Genomic DNA, 15,273 nt, shown 5'->3' on the forward strand with positions numbered 1-15,273 from the left:
CTAACCTATTGTTAAACGCGACGTTTCTTCGGTGGACGACAACCATTATGAGGGATTGGCGTCACGTCAGTGATGTTTGTGATACGGTAACCCGCAGCATTCAATGCACGTACAGCAGACTCACGGCCTGGACCTGGACCTTTAATGAATACTTCAAGGTTCTTAAGACCATACTCTTGTGCAGCAGTACCTGCGCGCTCAGCAGCAACCTGTGCAGCGAACGGAGTAGACTTACGTGAACCACGGAAACCAGAACCACCTGCAGTCGCCCAAGAAAGAGCATTACCTTGACGGTCAGTAATGGTTACGATTGTATTGTTGAATGAAGCATGAACGTGTGCCATACCATCAACAACTTGCTTTTTGACCTTTTTACGACGAATTGGTGCTTTAGCCATAACTTACCCCACCTTATTTCTTGATAGGCTTGCGTGGACCCTTACGAGTACGCGCGTTAGTCTTAGTACGTTGACCACGTAGTGGTAACGAACGACGATGACGTAAGCCACGGAAACAACCAAGGTCCATAAGACGCTTGATGTTTAAAGTCACTTCACGACGAAGATCACCTTCGACAGTGTACTTGCCAACTTCTTCACGAAGTACGTCAAGTGTTTCGTCTGAAAGCTCACCGATTTTTGTAGTTTCGGCGATACCAGTCGCTGCTAAGATCGCCTTAGCGCGAGTTTTACCTACACCATAGATGCTTGTTAAACCAATAACAGCATGCTTATGATCAGGGACGTTAATGCCAGCGATACGGGCCACTAACACATCTCCTATGTTTAGATCCGACACCCATCTGTTTGAAAAGCCCGCAAGGATACTCAAACGAAGATCAGATCATATTTAAAAACACAGGCTAAGTAGGATTTACTTAGCCTGCATGACTTTTATTAGCCTTGCCTTTGCTTGTGCTTAGGCTCACTGCAGATCACACGTACTACACCAGCACGCTTGATTACTTTACAGTTACGGCAGATTTTCTTAACGGAAGCACGTACTTTCATTGCTCAACTCCGTGAAAATAACCTTAGCGGCCGTAGCCTTTAAGGTTTGCTTTTTTCAGCACAGAATCATACTGATGTGACATCATATGAGTCTGTACTTGTGCCATAAAGTCCATGATTACGACAACGATAATCAAGATTGATGTACCGCCGAAGTAGAATGGCGTTTGCCACGCCATGGTCATAAACTCGGGCACCAGACAGATAAAGGTTATATACAAAGCGCCTGCCAATGTCAGACGTGTCATCACTTTATCAATGTATTTAGATGTCTGCTCACCTGGACGAATGCCTGGAATAAAAGCGCCAGATTTTTTCAGGTTATCTGCTGTCTCACGCGGGTTAAATACCAACGCAGTGTAGAAGAAGCAGAAGAAGATAATAGCCGCAGCTAATACCATCGCATACAGAGGCTGACCAGGAGTCAACACTGCAGAGATAGCTTGTAGCACATCAGCGACCGGACCTTCACCTTGGCCGAACCAGCTTGCAATTGTACCAGGGAACAAAATTATACTGCTAGCAAAGATTGGTGGAATAACACCCGCCATGTTAACTTTTAGTGGTAAATGCGTGCTTTGAGCAGCAAATACTTGACGACCTTGCTGACGCTTCGCGTAGTTAACAACGATACGACGTTGACCACGTTCAAAGAAAACAACAAGATAAGTAACTGCGAATACGATTACCGCAATCAATAACAGTACAAGAACATTCAGATCACCTTGGCGCGCCATTTCAGCTGTCGAACCAATTGCAGACGGCAGGTTAGCTACAATACCCACAAAAATCAGTACTGAGATACCGTTACCAATACCTCGTTCTGTAATTTGCTCGCCCAGCCACATAAGGAACATAGTACCAGTTACTAAGCTCACCACAGCGGTGAAGTAGAAACCGAAACCTGGGTTAACAACTAACCCGTCCATCATGCTTGGTAAGCCAGTAGCAATACCAATTGACTGGAATGTAGCAAGCACAAGCGTACCATAACGCGTGTACTGACTTATTTTCTTACGCCCTTGCTCACCTTCTTTCTTAAGCTCTATCATCGCAGGATGTATGTGCGTTAATAGCTGCATAATAATTGAAGCCGAGATGTACGGCATAATACCGAGTGCCAGTACCGAAGCACGCTCAAGCGCACCACCGCTGAACATGTTGAACATTTCAACAATGGTGCCCTTTTGTTGCTCGAAGAAATCGGCAAGTACAGCGGCATCAATCCCAGGGATCGGCACGAATGAACCTAGACGGTAAATAATGATAGCACCCAATACAAACAGTAATCGGCGCTTCAGTTCCGCAAGCCCACTTTGTGCACTTTGCATATCTTGACCTGGTTTAGCCATAGTGTACTTCCTTATTCTTCTACCTTGCCTCCGGCAGCTTCGATAGCTTCGCGAGCACCTTTAGACACTTTCATGCCTTTTACAGTTACTGCGCGTGAAACTTCGCCAGATTTAACAACTTTAACGAACTGGATGTTCTTTTTAACTAGACCAGCTGCTTGTAATGCGTTCAAGTCTACTACATCGCCTTCAACTTTAGCGATTTCGTATAGGTTAACTTCAGTAGATACTAGAGATTTACGTGAAGTGAAACCAAACTTAGGTAGACGACGTTGCATAGGCATTTGACCGCCCTCAAAACCAACGCGAACTTTACCGCCAGAACGTGATTTTTGGCCTTTATGACCACGGCCACCAGTCTTACCAAGACCAGAACCAATACCACGACCTAGACGTTTCTTTTCAGTTTTTGCACCAGCAGCAGGTGAAAGTGTATTCAAATGCATTCGAATTACCCCTCAACCTTAACCATGTAAGAAACTTGGTTGATCATACCACGTACACATGCTGTGTCTTCTAACTCAACAGTGTGGTTGATACGACGTAAACCAAGGCCACGTAAAGTTGCTTTATGCTTCGGTAAACGACCGATAGAGCTCTTTACTTGAGTAACTTTTACAGTTTTATTAGCCATGGTTAATTACCCCTGAATCTGTTCAACAGTTAAACCACGTTTTGCAGCAATACTTTCTGGAGAATTCATGTTCTCTAGAGCAGAAATTGTTGCACGAACGATGTTGATTGGGTTTGTTGAACCGTATGCTTTTGATAGTACGTTTTGTACGCCAGTTACTTCTAGTACTGCACGCATCGCACCACCGGCGATGATACCAGTACCTTCAGATGCTGGTTGCATGTATACTTTAGAACCCGCGTGACGACCCTTGATAGGGTGCTGTAACGTGTTACCGTTTAGTTCAACGTTGATCATGTTGCGACGTGCTTTTTCCATTGCTTTTTGAATAGCAGCTGGAACTTCACGTGCTTTACCATAACCAAAACCTACTTTACCTGCGCCGTCACCAACTACAGTTAGTGCAGTGAAGCTAAAGATACGACCACCTTTAACCACTTTAGACACACGGTTTACCGCGATTAGCTTTTCAGCCAATTCTGGCTGTTGTGCTTTTGCTTCTACGTTAGCCATTGTCTACTCCTAGAATTGCAGACCGGCTTCACGCGCTGCATCAGCAAGCGCCTTCACACGGCCGTGATATTTAAAGCCACTGCGATCAAAGGCTAGTTTTTCAACACCTTTGTCAGCTGCACGTTCAGCGATCGCTTTACCTACAGCTTGCGCTGCAGCGATGTTGCTTGTGCCTGATACTGATTCAGCAATTGCTTTTTCAACAGTAGAAGCAGCAGCCAGTACTTTACCTTCAGCGTTAACTAGCTGAGCGTAAATGTGACGTGGCGTGCGGTGGATAACAAGACGCGTTGTGCCTTGTTCAATAAAATTTCTACGAGTGCGTTTAGCACGACGTAGACGAGCTGTTTTCTTATCCATCGTCTTACCTTACTTCTTCTTAGCTTCTTTACGACGCACGTGCTCATCTGCGTAACGTACACCTTTACCTTTATAAGGCTCTGGCTCACGGTATGCACGGATGTTAGCAGCAGTTTGACCAACTAAATGTTTGTCAGCGCCCTTAACTACAAGTTCAGTTTGGCTTGGAGCTTCGATAGTGATGCCCTCAGGGATATCAAAGTTCACTGGGTGAGAGAAGCCAAGAGTTAAGTCTAAAACTTTACCCTTAACAGCCGCACGGTAACCAACACCAACTAATTGAAGTTTTTTCTCGTAGCCTTCGTTAGTACCAACAATCATGTTGTTGATAAGTGCACGAGCAGTACCTGCTTGTGCCCACGCGTTCGCAACGTCACGAGGTGTCGTTGTGATCACGTTGTCAGCTAGAGTTACTTCAACTGCGTCGTTGATAGTACGAGACAACTCACCATTTTTGCCTTTAACTGTGATGTCCTGGCCTTTAATTGTAACTTCTACACCGGCAGGAACTGTAATTGGAGCCTTCGCTATACGAGACATTGTTCCCCTCCGATTAAGCTACAAAGCCAATGATTTCACCACCAACGCCTGCACTACGTGCTGCGCGGTCTGTCATCAAGCCTTGAGAAGTTGATACGATAGCGATACCTAGACCACCCATTACCTTAGGTAATGCGTCACGTTTCTTATAGATACGTAGACCAGGGCGGCTAACACGCTGGATATTTTCGATTACAGCTTTGCCTTCGAAGTACTTTAATTCGATAGTCAATTCTGCTTTTACGTCGCCAGATACTGCGAAGTCAGTGATATAACCTTCGTCTTTTAGTACTTTAGCAACTGCTACTTTCAGCTTTGAAGTTGGCATTGAAACTGATACCTTCTTCGCAGTCTGACCGTTACGGATACGTGTGAACAAATCCGCAATAGGATCTTGCAAGCTCATGTCTTACTCCCGTGACTCTATTACCAAGAAGCCTTTTTAAGGCCAGGAATTTCACCGCGCATAGCTGCTTCGCGAACTTTGATACGGCTCATGCCGAATTTGCGAAGGAAACCATGTGGGCGGCCCGTGATGTTACAACGGTTACGTTGACGTGCAGGGCTCGAATCACGCGGTAAGCTTTGAAGCTTTAATACCGCATCCCAACGATCATCTTCAGATGCGTTAACATCGCTGATGATAGCTTTTAGTGCTGCGCGCTTTTCAGCGTACTGAGCAACTAATTTAGTGCGCTTTGCTTCGCGCGCTTTCATAGAATTCTTTGCCATAACCCTACCCTTATTTCTTGAATGGGAAGTTAAATGCTTCTAACAACGCACGGCCTTCCTCATCAGTTTTCGCAGAAGTAGTGATTGTGATATCCATACCGCGAACGCGGTCTACTTTATCATAATCGATTTCTGGGAAGATGATTTGCTCACGTACGCCCATAGAGTAGTTACCGCGACCGTCGAAAGACTTAGCGCTAACACCGCGGAAGTCACGAATACGTGGCATCGCAATTGAGACTAAACGCTCAAGGAAATCCCACATACGCTCGCCGCGTAGGGTTACTTTACAGCCAATTGGGTAGCCTTCACGAATTTTGAAGCCAGCAACTGATTTGCGTGCTTTCGTGATTAGTGCTTTCTGACCAGAGATTGCTTCTAGATCTGCAACAGCGTTTTCTAGAATTTTCTTGTCAGCTAGGGCTTCGCCCACACCCATGTTTAATGTGATCTTTTCGATCTGAGGGACTTGCATGACAGAGCTGAAACCAAACTTCTCTTGAAGTTCAGCAACTACTTTGTCTTTATATACTTCATGCAGTTTCGCCATCATTCTACTCCAACTATTAGATAGTTTTACCAGTAGATTTGAAGATACGTAATTTCTTACCGTCTTCAATCTTGAAACCTACACGATCTGCTTTACCAGTTTCCTGGTTGAAGATCGCAACGTTTGATACGTCGATTGACGCTTCTTTCTCAACAATGCCGCCAGCTTGCTGTAACTGAGGTACAGGCTTCTGGTGCTTCTTGATTAAGTTAATGCCTTCGACAAATACTCGACCAGTTTCAGTTACAACTGAAAGCACTTTACCGCGCTTACCTTTGTCTTTACCGGCTAGTACGATTACTTCGTCATCACGACGGATTTTTGCTGCCATGATAGACTCCTTATAGTACTTCTGGGGCTAGTGAAACGATTTTCATGAACTTTTCAGTACGTAGTTCACGAGTCACAGGGCCGAAGATACGAGTACCAATAGGCTGTAGGTTATCGTTTAAGATAACAGCCGCATTGCTATCGAAACGGATCAATGAACCGTCCGGACGACGAACGCCTTTTTTAGTACGCACAACTACCGCGTTTTTAACATCACCTTTCTTCACTTTACCGCGAGGAATTGCTTCTTTAACAGAAACTTTAATGATGTCACCAACAGCCGCATAGCGACGGTGCGAACCACCAAGGACTTTAATACACTGCACTTTGCGAGCGCCGCTGTTATCAGCAACGTCCAGCTGAGTTTGCATTTGGATCATATTAATGAGCTCCGGTGTAGTTACAACTCGCCTTAATTTTGTTTAAAATCAAAGCATTTAGATTATTTTCCGCTCAAAAAACGTGTTGTTTGTCTTTCAAGGGCGGGCAATTGTACCAGCAAAGTATGTGTATGGATAGCTCAATTTTTAATTAATTTAGCAAACACAGCCATTACAGTGGGTACAGTTTTACTAGGTGGGGGCACAAGTTAGCGTTTTCAATGCAAAAGTCCCTTTTTGCATCAACAGATTAAAAAACAAACAAGCTATTTGGGTGCGTCTCGATGTTGTTTTAAATAATTTGCCACATTATCCACCGTATCGAGCCAATACCCATTCGCTGGATCTTTTAAGTAAACAATCAGTGATTCTAGCGCTTGACTGTCGATGGTATACATGCCCTTTTCACCCACATCATGGCCGGCCAAAATAATCCAGCTCTTGGTAAAACGCAGCGCGTCCAGCGTTGCTTTAATTTGCTCAAAGGTCATACCGTCAATACGAATACCCGTCAATTGGGCAAAATCGGTATAGTTAGCGTCATTGGCAGTTTCATCCAACCAAGTACGGCCCGTAGTGAACATATCCGCAATGAGGGGCACATAGCTTTGCACTTGCGCACCTCGCCCAACAAAGGTGTTACCGCATGGGTAAGCAAAAGAGCGAGGTGTTACACCCAAGTTGCTTTCTATAAACTGGTTGGTTTTTTCAATGTCGTCGCGCATCCAAGTTAAATCAACCTGTTCTAAGCCTTTATCCATTGCGCGCAGCCATTGAAAGTTGCCTGTACACAAGTGACTCGCAGTGTGATTGCCAATTTCATGACCATTTTCTGCCACCGCCTGCCACTTTGCTAAACGCGCTTGCACACGCTCCGGCATCACATAAAATGTCCCTTTAACATCGTGCTTATCTAAAATAGCGACGCCGACATCGACCTGACTTTCTCGTGCATCGTCAAAGGTAATACTGATGGCATTGCGCGCACCGCTTGGATACTGCCACGGCGTTTTATCCGTCGATGTTTTGCCATTGGTTTTGCCACTGGGTTCTGCTTCAACATTGCTGCAACCTGCACAACTTATGGCAAGCAAGGCCGCAATCACACTTGAGAGCGCTTTTTTCATTCTCTTCCTCCTTGTTCAACTGACTAAATTAGGAACATTCAGTTAACCACGGGGCTATAAGCGCTTCAATTGAATAAAATTAAATAACAGGTTTTGTGTAATTAGAGGTTCTCATTGCCCGCTCGTCGCTATAAACTCATAAGTTGTTATTAAATATTGGAACTTGCTCAGTAGTGATAGACTTAAGCCGCCATTATCAAAACGTGATGCCCATTGGACAAGGGGGCATGAGCACCGTTTTTTTAGCAACCGACGCCAAGTTGGGTCGCAAGGTCGCGCTTAAGGTTTTAAATAACGGTAAAACGCACTCACAAACCTTAATGGAAGAGGCGCGGCTACTAGCAAAGTTAAATCACCCCAATATTGTGCAAATTTATAATGTGCAGGAAATCGAAAGCAGCTTAGTGCTTGAGATGGAATACGTACAGGGCACCACGCTTGCAAACTATGTGAAAGAAGCTCATTTAACGTTAGAACAAAAGCTGTCTATTCTTATTGACCTTGCCCAAGGGTTAAGTGCGGCCCACAAGCAGCATATTTTGCACCTCGACTTAAAAGCTGCCAATGTGCTTATTAACGAGCAAGGCCAAGCCAAAATTGCCGACTTTGGTATTTCACAACTCAAGGGTGAGCAAGAAGTGGCCAACATGTCGAGCTTTGGCAGCCTTACGTCCATGTCGCCAGAGCAATTACGCGAAGAGCCGCTAGACCAACGCAGCGACTTATTCTCATTTGGGTTACTTGCTTATCAGCTACTTTCTGGCTGCCACCCGCATCAAGGGCAAGCGAGCAACGAGAGCGAACAAGCCATTGCCGAACAAATCAAACACGTACCACTCAAGGCCAGTGCCAGTGAGATTTTTGGCCTGCCATCGGCATTAATTGCCCTGCTCGACCGTTTACTACAATTTAATAAAGACTTGCGCCCAAGCAGTGCCGATGAAATGGCCATGCAACTCAAGCAAATCATGATGAGCGTTAGCTACGACAACAGTGACGAAACGGTTGAACTAAGCGAAGTTAACATTAACAACCCGAAAAGCGCCCGCAATAAACTCTTTGCCCTGTTTTCACTCGCGCTTTTAATGACTGGCTTAATTGGCGCGGGTGTGTGGTACTGGCAAGCCAATCAACCCAAAACCTATATTGCGGTCTTGCCGATTGAGTTCACAAAAGACAATGCATTACCCGCTTCACATGAGAAAGTACTTAACTTAGCTATTCAAGATGCAATAAAACAGCATTTCCTTAACCACCCAAAGTACACACTTATTTCAAAAAGCGAAGTTAACCTAGCAAATAAGTTACTCGGTGATAAAGCCACATTGAAAAAGCTTGGCCACGCATTGAATGCGCAAGAGTTACTCTCTATAGAGCTTAGCTGTAACATTCAGAGCTGTGACTTTGACATAAGCAAGGTCGATGGTGAAGATGCAACGTTAATTAAGAGTATTAGAAACATTAGCTCAAGTGAAAAATACACTGAAATATACGTAACAACACTAACGTCTTTATCTAGACTGGATTCAAAAAGTGTCATTTCCGTATCTAATTCACAAACTTCACAACAAGAAACAATAAAGCGCTATATAGAACTTAACGCTGAGTCGCAAAGTAGCAACCTACAAAATATTAAAAAGCTACTTTCAGATATAGAGCAATTACTTTATACCGCTCCAGATTTACTATCTCTGTACACACTGTATAGAGAAAATGCGATAAAATATTTTAGAGGTACTGGCGATACAGCAGTACTGTTTAAGGCTGAAAATTTACTCAATAATTCCCCCGTTAACTTTCAACGCTCTACAGTTTATCAACTTGAATTATTGCAAATATATCAGGAGTTCGACAATCCTGAGCTAGCCGAAAAAATATCGAATAAGATTAAAAGCTCTTCTTTAGATGACTCTCAGAAAAGTAGCTACCTCAGTATATATTTCAGTGAACAAAAAAAATATGAACGTGCATTATCTTACGCGGAACAAGCGTATTTGTTGAGGCCTACGTTAACAACTTCTCGCAATTTAGCACTGCTTTATTTGCGAACTGACCAGTTTGATCGCGCTCTACCGTACTTACATAAAGTACTTAGTTATGCACCTAATGATATAAAAACTCTGAATATTCTAGCTGATGTTTCATTGTTTTTAGGAAATTTAGGAGAGGCGGTGATTGCATATCAAAAGCTAATTGAACTCTCACAGGTCGACTCAACAACCATGAATAACTACTCAGTAGCATTAATGTTACTAGGGGAATTTGAAACAGCGCTCATTTATGCAAAGCAAGCAACTGAACAAGATACAAAAAATACCGAATACCTTATCAACCTAGCTGATATATATTCTCTCACTGGTCAGAGGAAACGAGCACAAGAAATTTATTTAAATATCTCATCTACAATCGGGTCAAATACCGTTAATTTAGTCAAGGCACAAGCTTTGGCTCATATGGGGGAGTTTCAACAAGCCTTAGAATTAGTTGAAGAAACGATTTTACAAAAAGCAGACTCAGCAGAAGCGTATTACGTAAAAGCTCTCATTCAGAGTTTACTAGGAGAAAAATATTCTGCTTTAGCCTCAATGCAGCAAAGTTTAAATCTGGGTTGGAATAGTGCTTTTTATCGGCTATATTGGTTTAAACCACTATGCACTATTCAACCTATCGAAGAGATTATAGGTAAAGAACACTTTACCTACTTGTGCAAACAAGCGACATAAATCAGGTAGGATCGAGATCTCGAATCACTACCCTAGGATCTTGTGAAAAATAACGTATTGCTGTCTTTGGTGAGCAGTTATCCATATTTACTTTTTCCGCGATCAGACGAAAATCTACAGTCGCATCTCCGCCCGATGTTAACTCACACTGCATCGCATATTCATTGTTTACCAATGACTTAATATCATCACTCGTTAGCGTAAAATCTAAGTTAACCGCTTCAATAGTCACTTCAACTTGATTACCCTCATCTAGAACAATACTGCTCAGATTATAGTTAAAGTTATCTTCAGCCTTAGTATATAAAGTACCATTTTCAGAGAAACGCCACTCGTTTTGGCAATTAGGTTCAAGGGTGTAAAGTAAAACGGCTTTCTCACCATTTTGGAGTTTGATAAGTACATCTTCGTCAGAGTTGCTCTGTGATGTGATTGTCCATGGCGTGCCTGGCTCACCCGGTACAGACTCTATAGGTGTTACTAAGAAACAATATTGCTCTGGTTGACTCATTTTAAGTTTCCTTCATCGTTCTTTTGAGGATTTCGACTATATAACCATACTGACAACGCCAATACGATTACACCGAATTACAGCAACGTTAATGTATTTAACATAACAAAAACAATGCGATTTAGGTTAATAAACGGAGAAAATTGAAGAAGGGCCATGTTTGTCCTTCTTCAATAAAATACCTTCAACACCTACCCACCAAACAACCCTTTTAGCTTATCCTTCAACTTGTCTTTTACCTTATCTTTGGCTTTGTCTTTCGCCGCGCCGCTGATATCTATATTTACATCCACTTTATGGAATGGGCCTTTGATACGTAGCGGTACTTTAAAGCCAGTGCTGTCATCGTTGCTTGCTTGGCCTTCAATGGTATCGACAATGCCAGTGACTAAACGGTAGTTCACATTGGTTTGCGGTAAGTCCACATCGCCCTCGCCGGTAATGCGAATCAGCGGGCTGGCAAGGTATAAGTCGGTATTGCGGCCGATGCCATTGGTAAATACAAGACTGCCCGTGAGTGATGAAAAGTCGGTTTTTTGCTCTGGGTTATAATCCGCATTCAGGCCCTCTTTGAGAGATGAAAAGTCGCCTTTGAGCATCTCTTTGGCTTTGCGAGTCATCTCGGCAATGTTGGCGCCTTTTACGCCGCCATCTTTTAAGTTAAACGCCAGTTTGCCACCAAGGGCAGATACAAAACTCCTTTGGCTTTGCCCTTGCGTGGTTAAATTCCAATTGATGCTGCCCTTGCCCAACACTTTATCAAAGCCCACCGCATCGGTGAGTAGTGGCTCGGCGTTAATGCTGTCTAAGGTAAACTGGGTGTTGATGTTATAAGGTGTGCGGCTGGCATCAACATTAATGGTACCTTTGCCCGTGCCTTCGTACGCATTAAATTCATCCAAACCGATTGTTGCAACGCCTTTATTTAACTTCAAAGACAGTTGGTTTTTACCCAGTTTGATTTCTCGCGCTTTTAAGCCGGTAGAGCGCACCATAATGTTGGCATCTAGTGAATTTAACGCCGATAGGTCAATGGCATTATCATCCCAAACAATCGGTTGTGCTTCTTTTTGTTCTTTAGGCTCCGATGCTGATTTTACTGGCTCTGGCAGATAGGGGTTTAAGTCCAACATGCCTAAATCCACATTAGCTTGCACATTCAGGCGTTTGCCTAGCTGTATGGTGCTGTGCCCTTCAATGGCCAATTCATCCAACTTTGCAATGAGTTTTTCAAGGGTAAAGGTTTGCCCCTGCATACGCATGCTGCCCTCTACCGAAAACTGGTTAAACGCATTGTCTTTGGCTTTTAAGTCAATGTTTTGCCAAGCGGTAATGGCTTTAATGGAATCCCCATTTAAACTCAGCTCACCTTGAATATCTTGGCCCATTTGCGCCACGGTGCCGGTAAAGGTCATATCGAGTAATTTGGAATTGAGTGTTTGCATCACTTTAAATGCATCCCCATTCACCAGTTTGGCGGGCGTTGCCAAGGTGGTATTCAGTTCAAACACTTGTTGCTGATAGGTAATGGAACCGGCAATAGCAAGTGTTTCATACAGCGAAGGTAGCTGCACACTCACTTCAACATCACTCAATGCTTGCTTAGCGCCGGTTTGCCCGTCAATGTAGGTAAATTGGCCGCCGTAAATGGCCACTTCACCGAGTTTCACATCAAAGTTTTCGGGCAGCTTTGCCGGTACTGAAGGCTCTGTCGGGTTGCTTGGCGCGGTTTTGCTGGTTGGTAATATTTGCCAGTTAGCCACGCCGTTTTTATCGGTCTCTAGCAAGATATTGGGCTCACGAATAACAAACTTTTCTAATTTTGCTTCGCCGCCTAGGATCGATAACCACGGAATATACACCTCCAAAGCCTGCATACTAACCATCTCTTTGCGGCTACCCGTGGGCATATTTGAAAAATGCACATCGTTGAGTTCTATTTTTAAACTGGGTAAAACCGACAACTCACTGGCACCCAGCACTTTGAGTTGACGACCCGTATTACTCTCAACCTGCTCAGACAGTTCAGCAATCACGCGCTCTGTGGGAATAAGAAAAGGCACGGCAAGCACCAAGGCCAACACCACTAAAATAAATCCACCCAAAACCTTCACGACGGTTTTCATATCAATTCCTTAATGACTGATAATAAAAGCTAATGCTACATATAGTAGCGTTGCTACGCGTTAAATTCATGTTTATTGATAAGAAACTTTAAGCAAACGCGATTGCGCATGTAGCCATGGCGTTGTCACATTTTCACACAAAATAACGGCCGTTCAGATTGTAACTTTTCAATACTTAGGTATGATCGCCCGCCCTTGTCAGTTTTAACTGGCATTGGCTAAACTTTTGTTATGAATTTTAAGTAAGTGTGTGGAGACTCAAACCAGCATGAAGAAGTTGCTCATTTCCCCGTCGAAAATGGCCTTAGGTGAACAAGAAAGCCATATTTATCAAAACATTTTGAAACAAGCGACAGAGATCAGTTTAAACCTGATGGCGGTGAAAGTAGAGAACCACCCAGAAGACTTTTTATTGTGGTGTTATGAGTTATTAGATGTGGCTAAAAACCGCATTAACTTTGATTTACTGGACGACCACCAACTACCTACAGTTAAAAAGCTGCAAGATTTACTCAGCAATGCCATTAGCTTTTTACAACTTAAAACCCTGCGTATTACGCCTTGGCCTGTATTAGCCGGTTTTGTTGAACAGCACAAAGAAGTATTAGCCCTTGAAGAGCAACTCAAGCTCATCAGCTATCTTGCTGACAAGCGCGCAACACCACTGAAAGAGATGATAGTTGAAGATCGCTTGGCATTTAGTGGTAAGCATGCCGCATCGCTCGACCCGAGTGTGTACAACTTTGATGTGGAATGGTTTAGCTCTACAAAAAATGCCAAAGGCTTTCACCAACTTTTGGCCGACCTACCGGGTGTATTTGATGATGCCTTAGCGCACATTCCAGCCGAAGGTGACGTGAGCGAGCAAGACTATCAACAATTTATGGTTGCTTACTTTATGGCGTTTAACGGCAGCGATGAAAAACCGACGCTCGCGCCAGCAACCCGTTTGTTGGCAATGCGTCGCCCCGATGTGTTTACGCCAATTAGCAATAGTAAGCTAGATGCTTTGTGCTCAGCGCTAGGTGTCACTAAATTAAATAACCGTGATTTTGAGCGCTACTGGCAAGATGTGGTGATGACCATAAAAAGCATGCCTTGGTTTGCCATGCCAACCCCAGCCAACGAATTTGAGCAGCAGCTTGCGGATATTAAAGCGCTATTACCATGTTGGTTTTACCATGCAGATAAAGACACCGCAGAAAACTCAAACTACTTAAAGTTATTGAACAAGCCGAAGCGCACTACCAGCAGTGGTGGGACTAAAACGGTACGTCGCGGTAAAGAATCAGCTGAAATTCTAGTTGATAGAGCGCTCAGTGATGAATCTATCCCTGAGCACATCCGTGCTAAACGCGATTCTATTGTCGCCGAGGTGGAAAAAGGCCGCAGTGTGGATGAAACCATTTCACTCATGCGCACTATTTTCGGCTAAGCCTACATTTAATCTCTTTTTGCACATGTGTCGTGATAGGTACATGTGCAAATTTCATTCAAAATGCACCATCCCAGTGCATAAGTTTTGCTCACCTTAGCATTATCCGCCCTTAGAACATTAAAAAATTTCATATTTATCATATCATTAAATGATAATTCCCAGTTCGAGTAACGATTGGCTCAGGCGTTGCTATATTCATAGTCGACTCAGTGCTCATAGGAAATACAATGAAAAGAACAATCTCTTTACTCACTTTCGCCTGTCTTAGTTTTTCATCCCTTTCTGTTCATGCAGAAGTGACTGCCAATGCTGCCGTCAGCTCCAACTATCATTGGCGAGGACTGACGCAAACCGATGACAGCGCAGCGGTGTCTGGTGGCTTAGATTACAGTAACGAAAGCGGCTTCTACGTGGGAACATGGGTATCCAACGTCGATTTTGGTGATGATACAAGTCACGAATTGGATATTTATACTGGTTACAAAGGCAAAACTGATCACTTTGATTATGATGTCGGTTATTTGTATTACGCCTATCCAGATGCGACTGGTGATACAGACTTCGGTGAACTTTACGCCGAACTGACTTGGCAGTGGCTAAGCGTCAAAGCAAGTCACTTACTGCACGCTCAGAACGATTCTAGTACTGAAGAAGAAATGCTGTATTTAGAGCTCAATGCCAGTTTTACCGTCCTGAATGACACTGAGTTAGCTTTACATATTGGACGCTCAAGCGGCGACACCATACAAGAATGGACATCACGAGATAATACATATATGGATTACAGTATTAGTTTAAGTAAATCCGGCTTCACTTTCGCCTTATTAAAAACAGATTTAGATAATGACGATGATCTTCAGGTGTCTGTGAGCTACGGCGTCGATTTTACTTTATAACCAAACCAATCTTTGATACTTGCTGCAAATCAAGGGCCGAAAGGCCCTTTT

General features: G+C 43.6%; 20 protein-coding genes. 3 read left to right on the top strand and 17 right to left on the bottom strand.

Annotated features, from left to right (window positions below):
* Positions 1–11: 11 nt before the first annotated feature.
* The 15 genes from rpsK to AC5FX4_RS01555 form a co-directional block, all read right to left on the bottom strand.
* Positions 12–398 (bottom strand): 30S ribosomal protein S11, encoded by a 387-nt coding sequence (gene rpsK, locus AC5FX4_RS01485; protein WP_010363724.1) that lies wholly within the window; start codon positions 396–398, stop codon positions 12–14.
* 13 nt (positions 399–411) lie between these two features.
* The gene (gene rpsM, locus AC5FX4_RS01490; RefSeq protein WP_105189430.1) at positions 412–768 is read right to left on the bottom strand and encodes a 30S ribosomal protein S13; all 357 of its coding nucleotides are present in this window, start codon (positions 766–768) and stop codon (positions 412–414) included.
* 128 nt (positions 769–896) lie between these two features.
* Positions 897–1,010: a 50S ribosomal protein L36 gene (rpmJ, locus tag AC5FX4_RS01495; protein WP_002959476.1), complete on the bottom strand. Its 114-nt coding sequence runs from the start codon at positions 1,008–1,010 to the stop codon at positions 897–899.
* A gap of 23 nt (positions 1,011–1,033) precedes the next feature.
* Complete coding sequence (gene secY, locus AC5FX4_RS01500) at positions 1,034–2,362, bottom strand: preprotein translocase subunit SecY (protein ID WP_476293841.1); 1,329 nt, start codon at positions 2,360–2,362, stop codon at positions 1,034–1,036.
* A gap of 11 nt (positions 2,363–2,373) precedes the next feature.
* Positions 2,374–2,808, bottom strand: a complete 435-nt coding sequence (gene rplO, locus AC5FX4_RS01505) for a 50S ribosomal protein L15 (RefSeq protein ID WP_476293839.1) — start codon at positions 2,806–2,808, stop codon at positions 2,374–2,376.
* A 5-nt stretch (positions 2,809–2,813) separates the two neighbouring features.
* A complete protein-coding gene (gene rpmD, locus AC5FX4_RS01510; RefSeq protein WP_016710201.1) occupies positions 2,814–2,996 on the bottom strand; it encodes a 50S ribosomal protein L30 in 183 nt (60 codons plus the stop codon).
* Between the two features lie 6 nt (positions 2,997–3,002).
* Positions 3,003–3,509: a 30S ribosomal protein S5 gene (rpsE, locus tag AC5FX4_RS01515; protein ID WP_493604777.1), complete on the bottom strand. Its 507-nt coding sequence runs from the start codon at positions 3,507–3,509 to the stop codon at positions 3,003–3,005.
* A 9-nt stretch (positions 3,510–3,518) separates the two neighbouring features.
* Positions 3,519–3,869, bottom strand: coding sequence for a 50S ribosomal protein L18 (rplR, locus tag AC5FX4_RS01520; protein WP_070986507.1), 351 nt, complete (start codon positions 3,867–3,869; stop codon positions 3,519–3,521).
* Positions 3,870–3,878: 9 nt separating this feature from the next.
* A complete protein-coding gene (gene rplF / locus AC5FX4_RS01525; RefSeq protein WP_493604778.1) occupies positions 3,879–4,409 on the bottom strand; it encodes a 50S ribosomal protein L6 in 531 nt (176 codons plus the stop codon).
* Between the two features lie 13 nt (positions 4,410–4,422).
* Positions 4,423–4,815 carry a 30S ribosomal protein S8 gene (gene rpsH, locus AC5FX4_RS01530; RefSeq protein WP_493604779.1) on the bottom strand — a complete coding sequence of 131 codons (393 nt, stop codon included), beginning with the start codon at positions 4,813–4,815 and terminating at the stop codon, positions 4,423–4,425.
* A 20-nt stretch (positions 4,816–4,835) separates the two neighbouring features.
* Positions 4,836–5,141 (bottom strand): 30S ribosomal protein S14, encoded by a 306-nt coding sequence (gene rpsN / locus AC5FX4_RS01535; RefSeq protein ID WP_058031299.1) that lies wholly within the window; start codon positions 5,139–5,141, stop codon positions 4,836–4,838.
* A gap of 10 nt (positions 5,142–5,151) precedes the next feature.
* Positions 5,152–5,691 carry a 50S ribosomal protein L5 gene (gene rplE, locus AC5FX4_RS01540; RefSeq protein ID WP_070986510.1) on the bottom strand — a complete coding sequence of 180 codons (540 nt, stop codon included), beginning with the start codon at positions 5,689–5,691 and terminating at the stop codon, positions 5,152–5,154.
* Between the two features lie 16 nt (positions 5,692–5,707).
* Positions 5,708–6,022: a 50S ribosomal protein L24 gene (gene rplX / locus AC5FX4_RS01545; protein WP_070986511.1), complete on the bottom strand. Its 315-nt coding sequence runs from the start codon at positions 6,020–6,022 to the stop codon at positions 5,708–5,710.
* Positions 6,023–6,032: 10 nt separating this feature from the next.
* Positions 6,033–6,401, bottom strand: a complete 369-nt coding sequence (rplN, locus tag AC5FX4_RS01550) for a 50S ribosomal protein L14 (protein ID WP_010378257.1) — start codon at positions 6,399–6,401, stop codon at positions 6,033–6,035.
* Positions 6,402–6,667: 266 nt separating this feature from the next.
* Positions 6,668–7,528 carry a polysaccharide deacetylase family protein gene (locus AC5FX4_RS01555; protein WP_493604780.1) on the bottom strand — a complete coding sequence of 287 codons (861 nt, stop codon included), beginning with the start codon at positions 7,526–7,528 and terminating at the stop codon, positions 6,668–6,670.
* A 173-nt stretch (positions 7,529–7,701) separates the two neighbouring features.
* Between AC5FX4_RS01555 and AC5FX4_RS01560 the strand changes: the two genes are divergently transcribed.
* The gene (locus AC5FX4_RS01560) at positions 7,702–10,251 is read left to right on the top strand and encodes a protein kinase domain-containing protein (RefSeq protein WP_493604781.1); all 2,550 of its coding nucleotides are present in this window, start codon (positions 7,702–7,704) and stop codon (positions 10,249–10,251) included.
* Position 10,252: 1 nt separating this feature from the next.
* On the opposite strand, the gene AC5FX4_RS01565 is transcribed toward AC5FX4_RS01560, so the two are convergent.
* Positions 10,253–10,762, bottom strand: a complete 510-nt coding sequence (locus AC5FX4_RS01565) for a DP-EP family protein (protein ID WP_493604782.1) — start codon at positions 10,760–10,762, stop codon at positions 10,253–10,255.
* A gap of 191 nt (positions 10,763–10,953) precedes the next feature.
* Complete coding sequence (locus tag AC5FX4_RS01570) at positions 10,954–12,888, bottom strand: AsmA family protein (protein WP_493604783.1); 1,935 nt, start codon at positions 12,886–12,888, stop codon at positions 10,954–10,956.
* A 268-nt stretch (positions 12,889–13,156) separates the two neighbouring features.
* On the opposite strand from AC5FX4_RS01570, the gene AC5FX4_RS01575 reads away from it, so the two are divergent.
* The gene (locus AC5FX4_RS01575) at positions 13,157–14,323 is read left to right on the top strand and encodes a hypothetical protein (RefSeq protein WP_493604784.1); all 1,167 of its coding nucleotides are present in this window, start codon (positions 13,157–13,159) and stop codon (positions 14,321–14,323) included.
* Positions 14,324–14,553: 230 nt separating this feature from the next.
* A complete protein-coding gene (locus AC5FX4_RS01580) occupies positions 14,554–15,222 on the top strand; it encodes a TorF family putative porin (RefSeq protein WP_493604785.1) in 669 nt (222 codons plus the stop codon).
* The last annotated feature ends 51 nt before the right edge of the window (positions 15,223–15,273 follow it).

This window comes from Pseudoalteromonas sp. ATL1 (assembly GCF_058933015.1).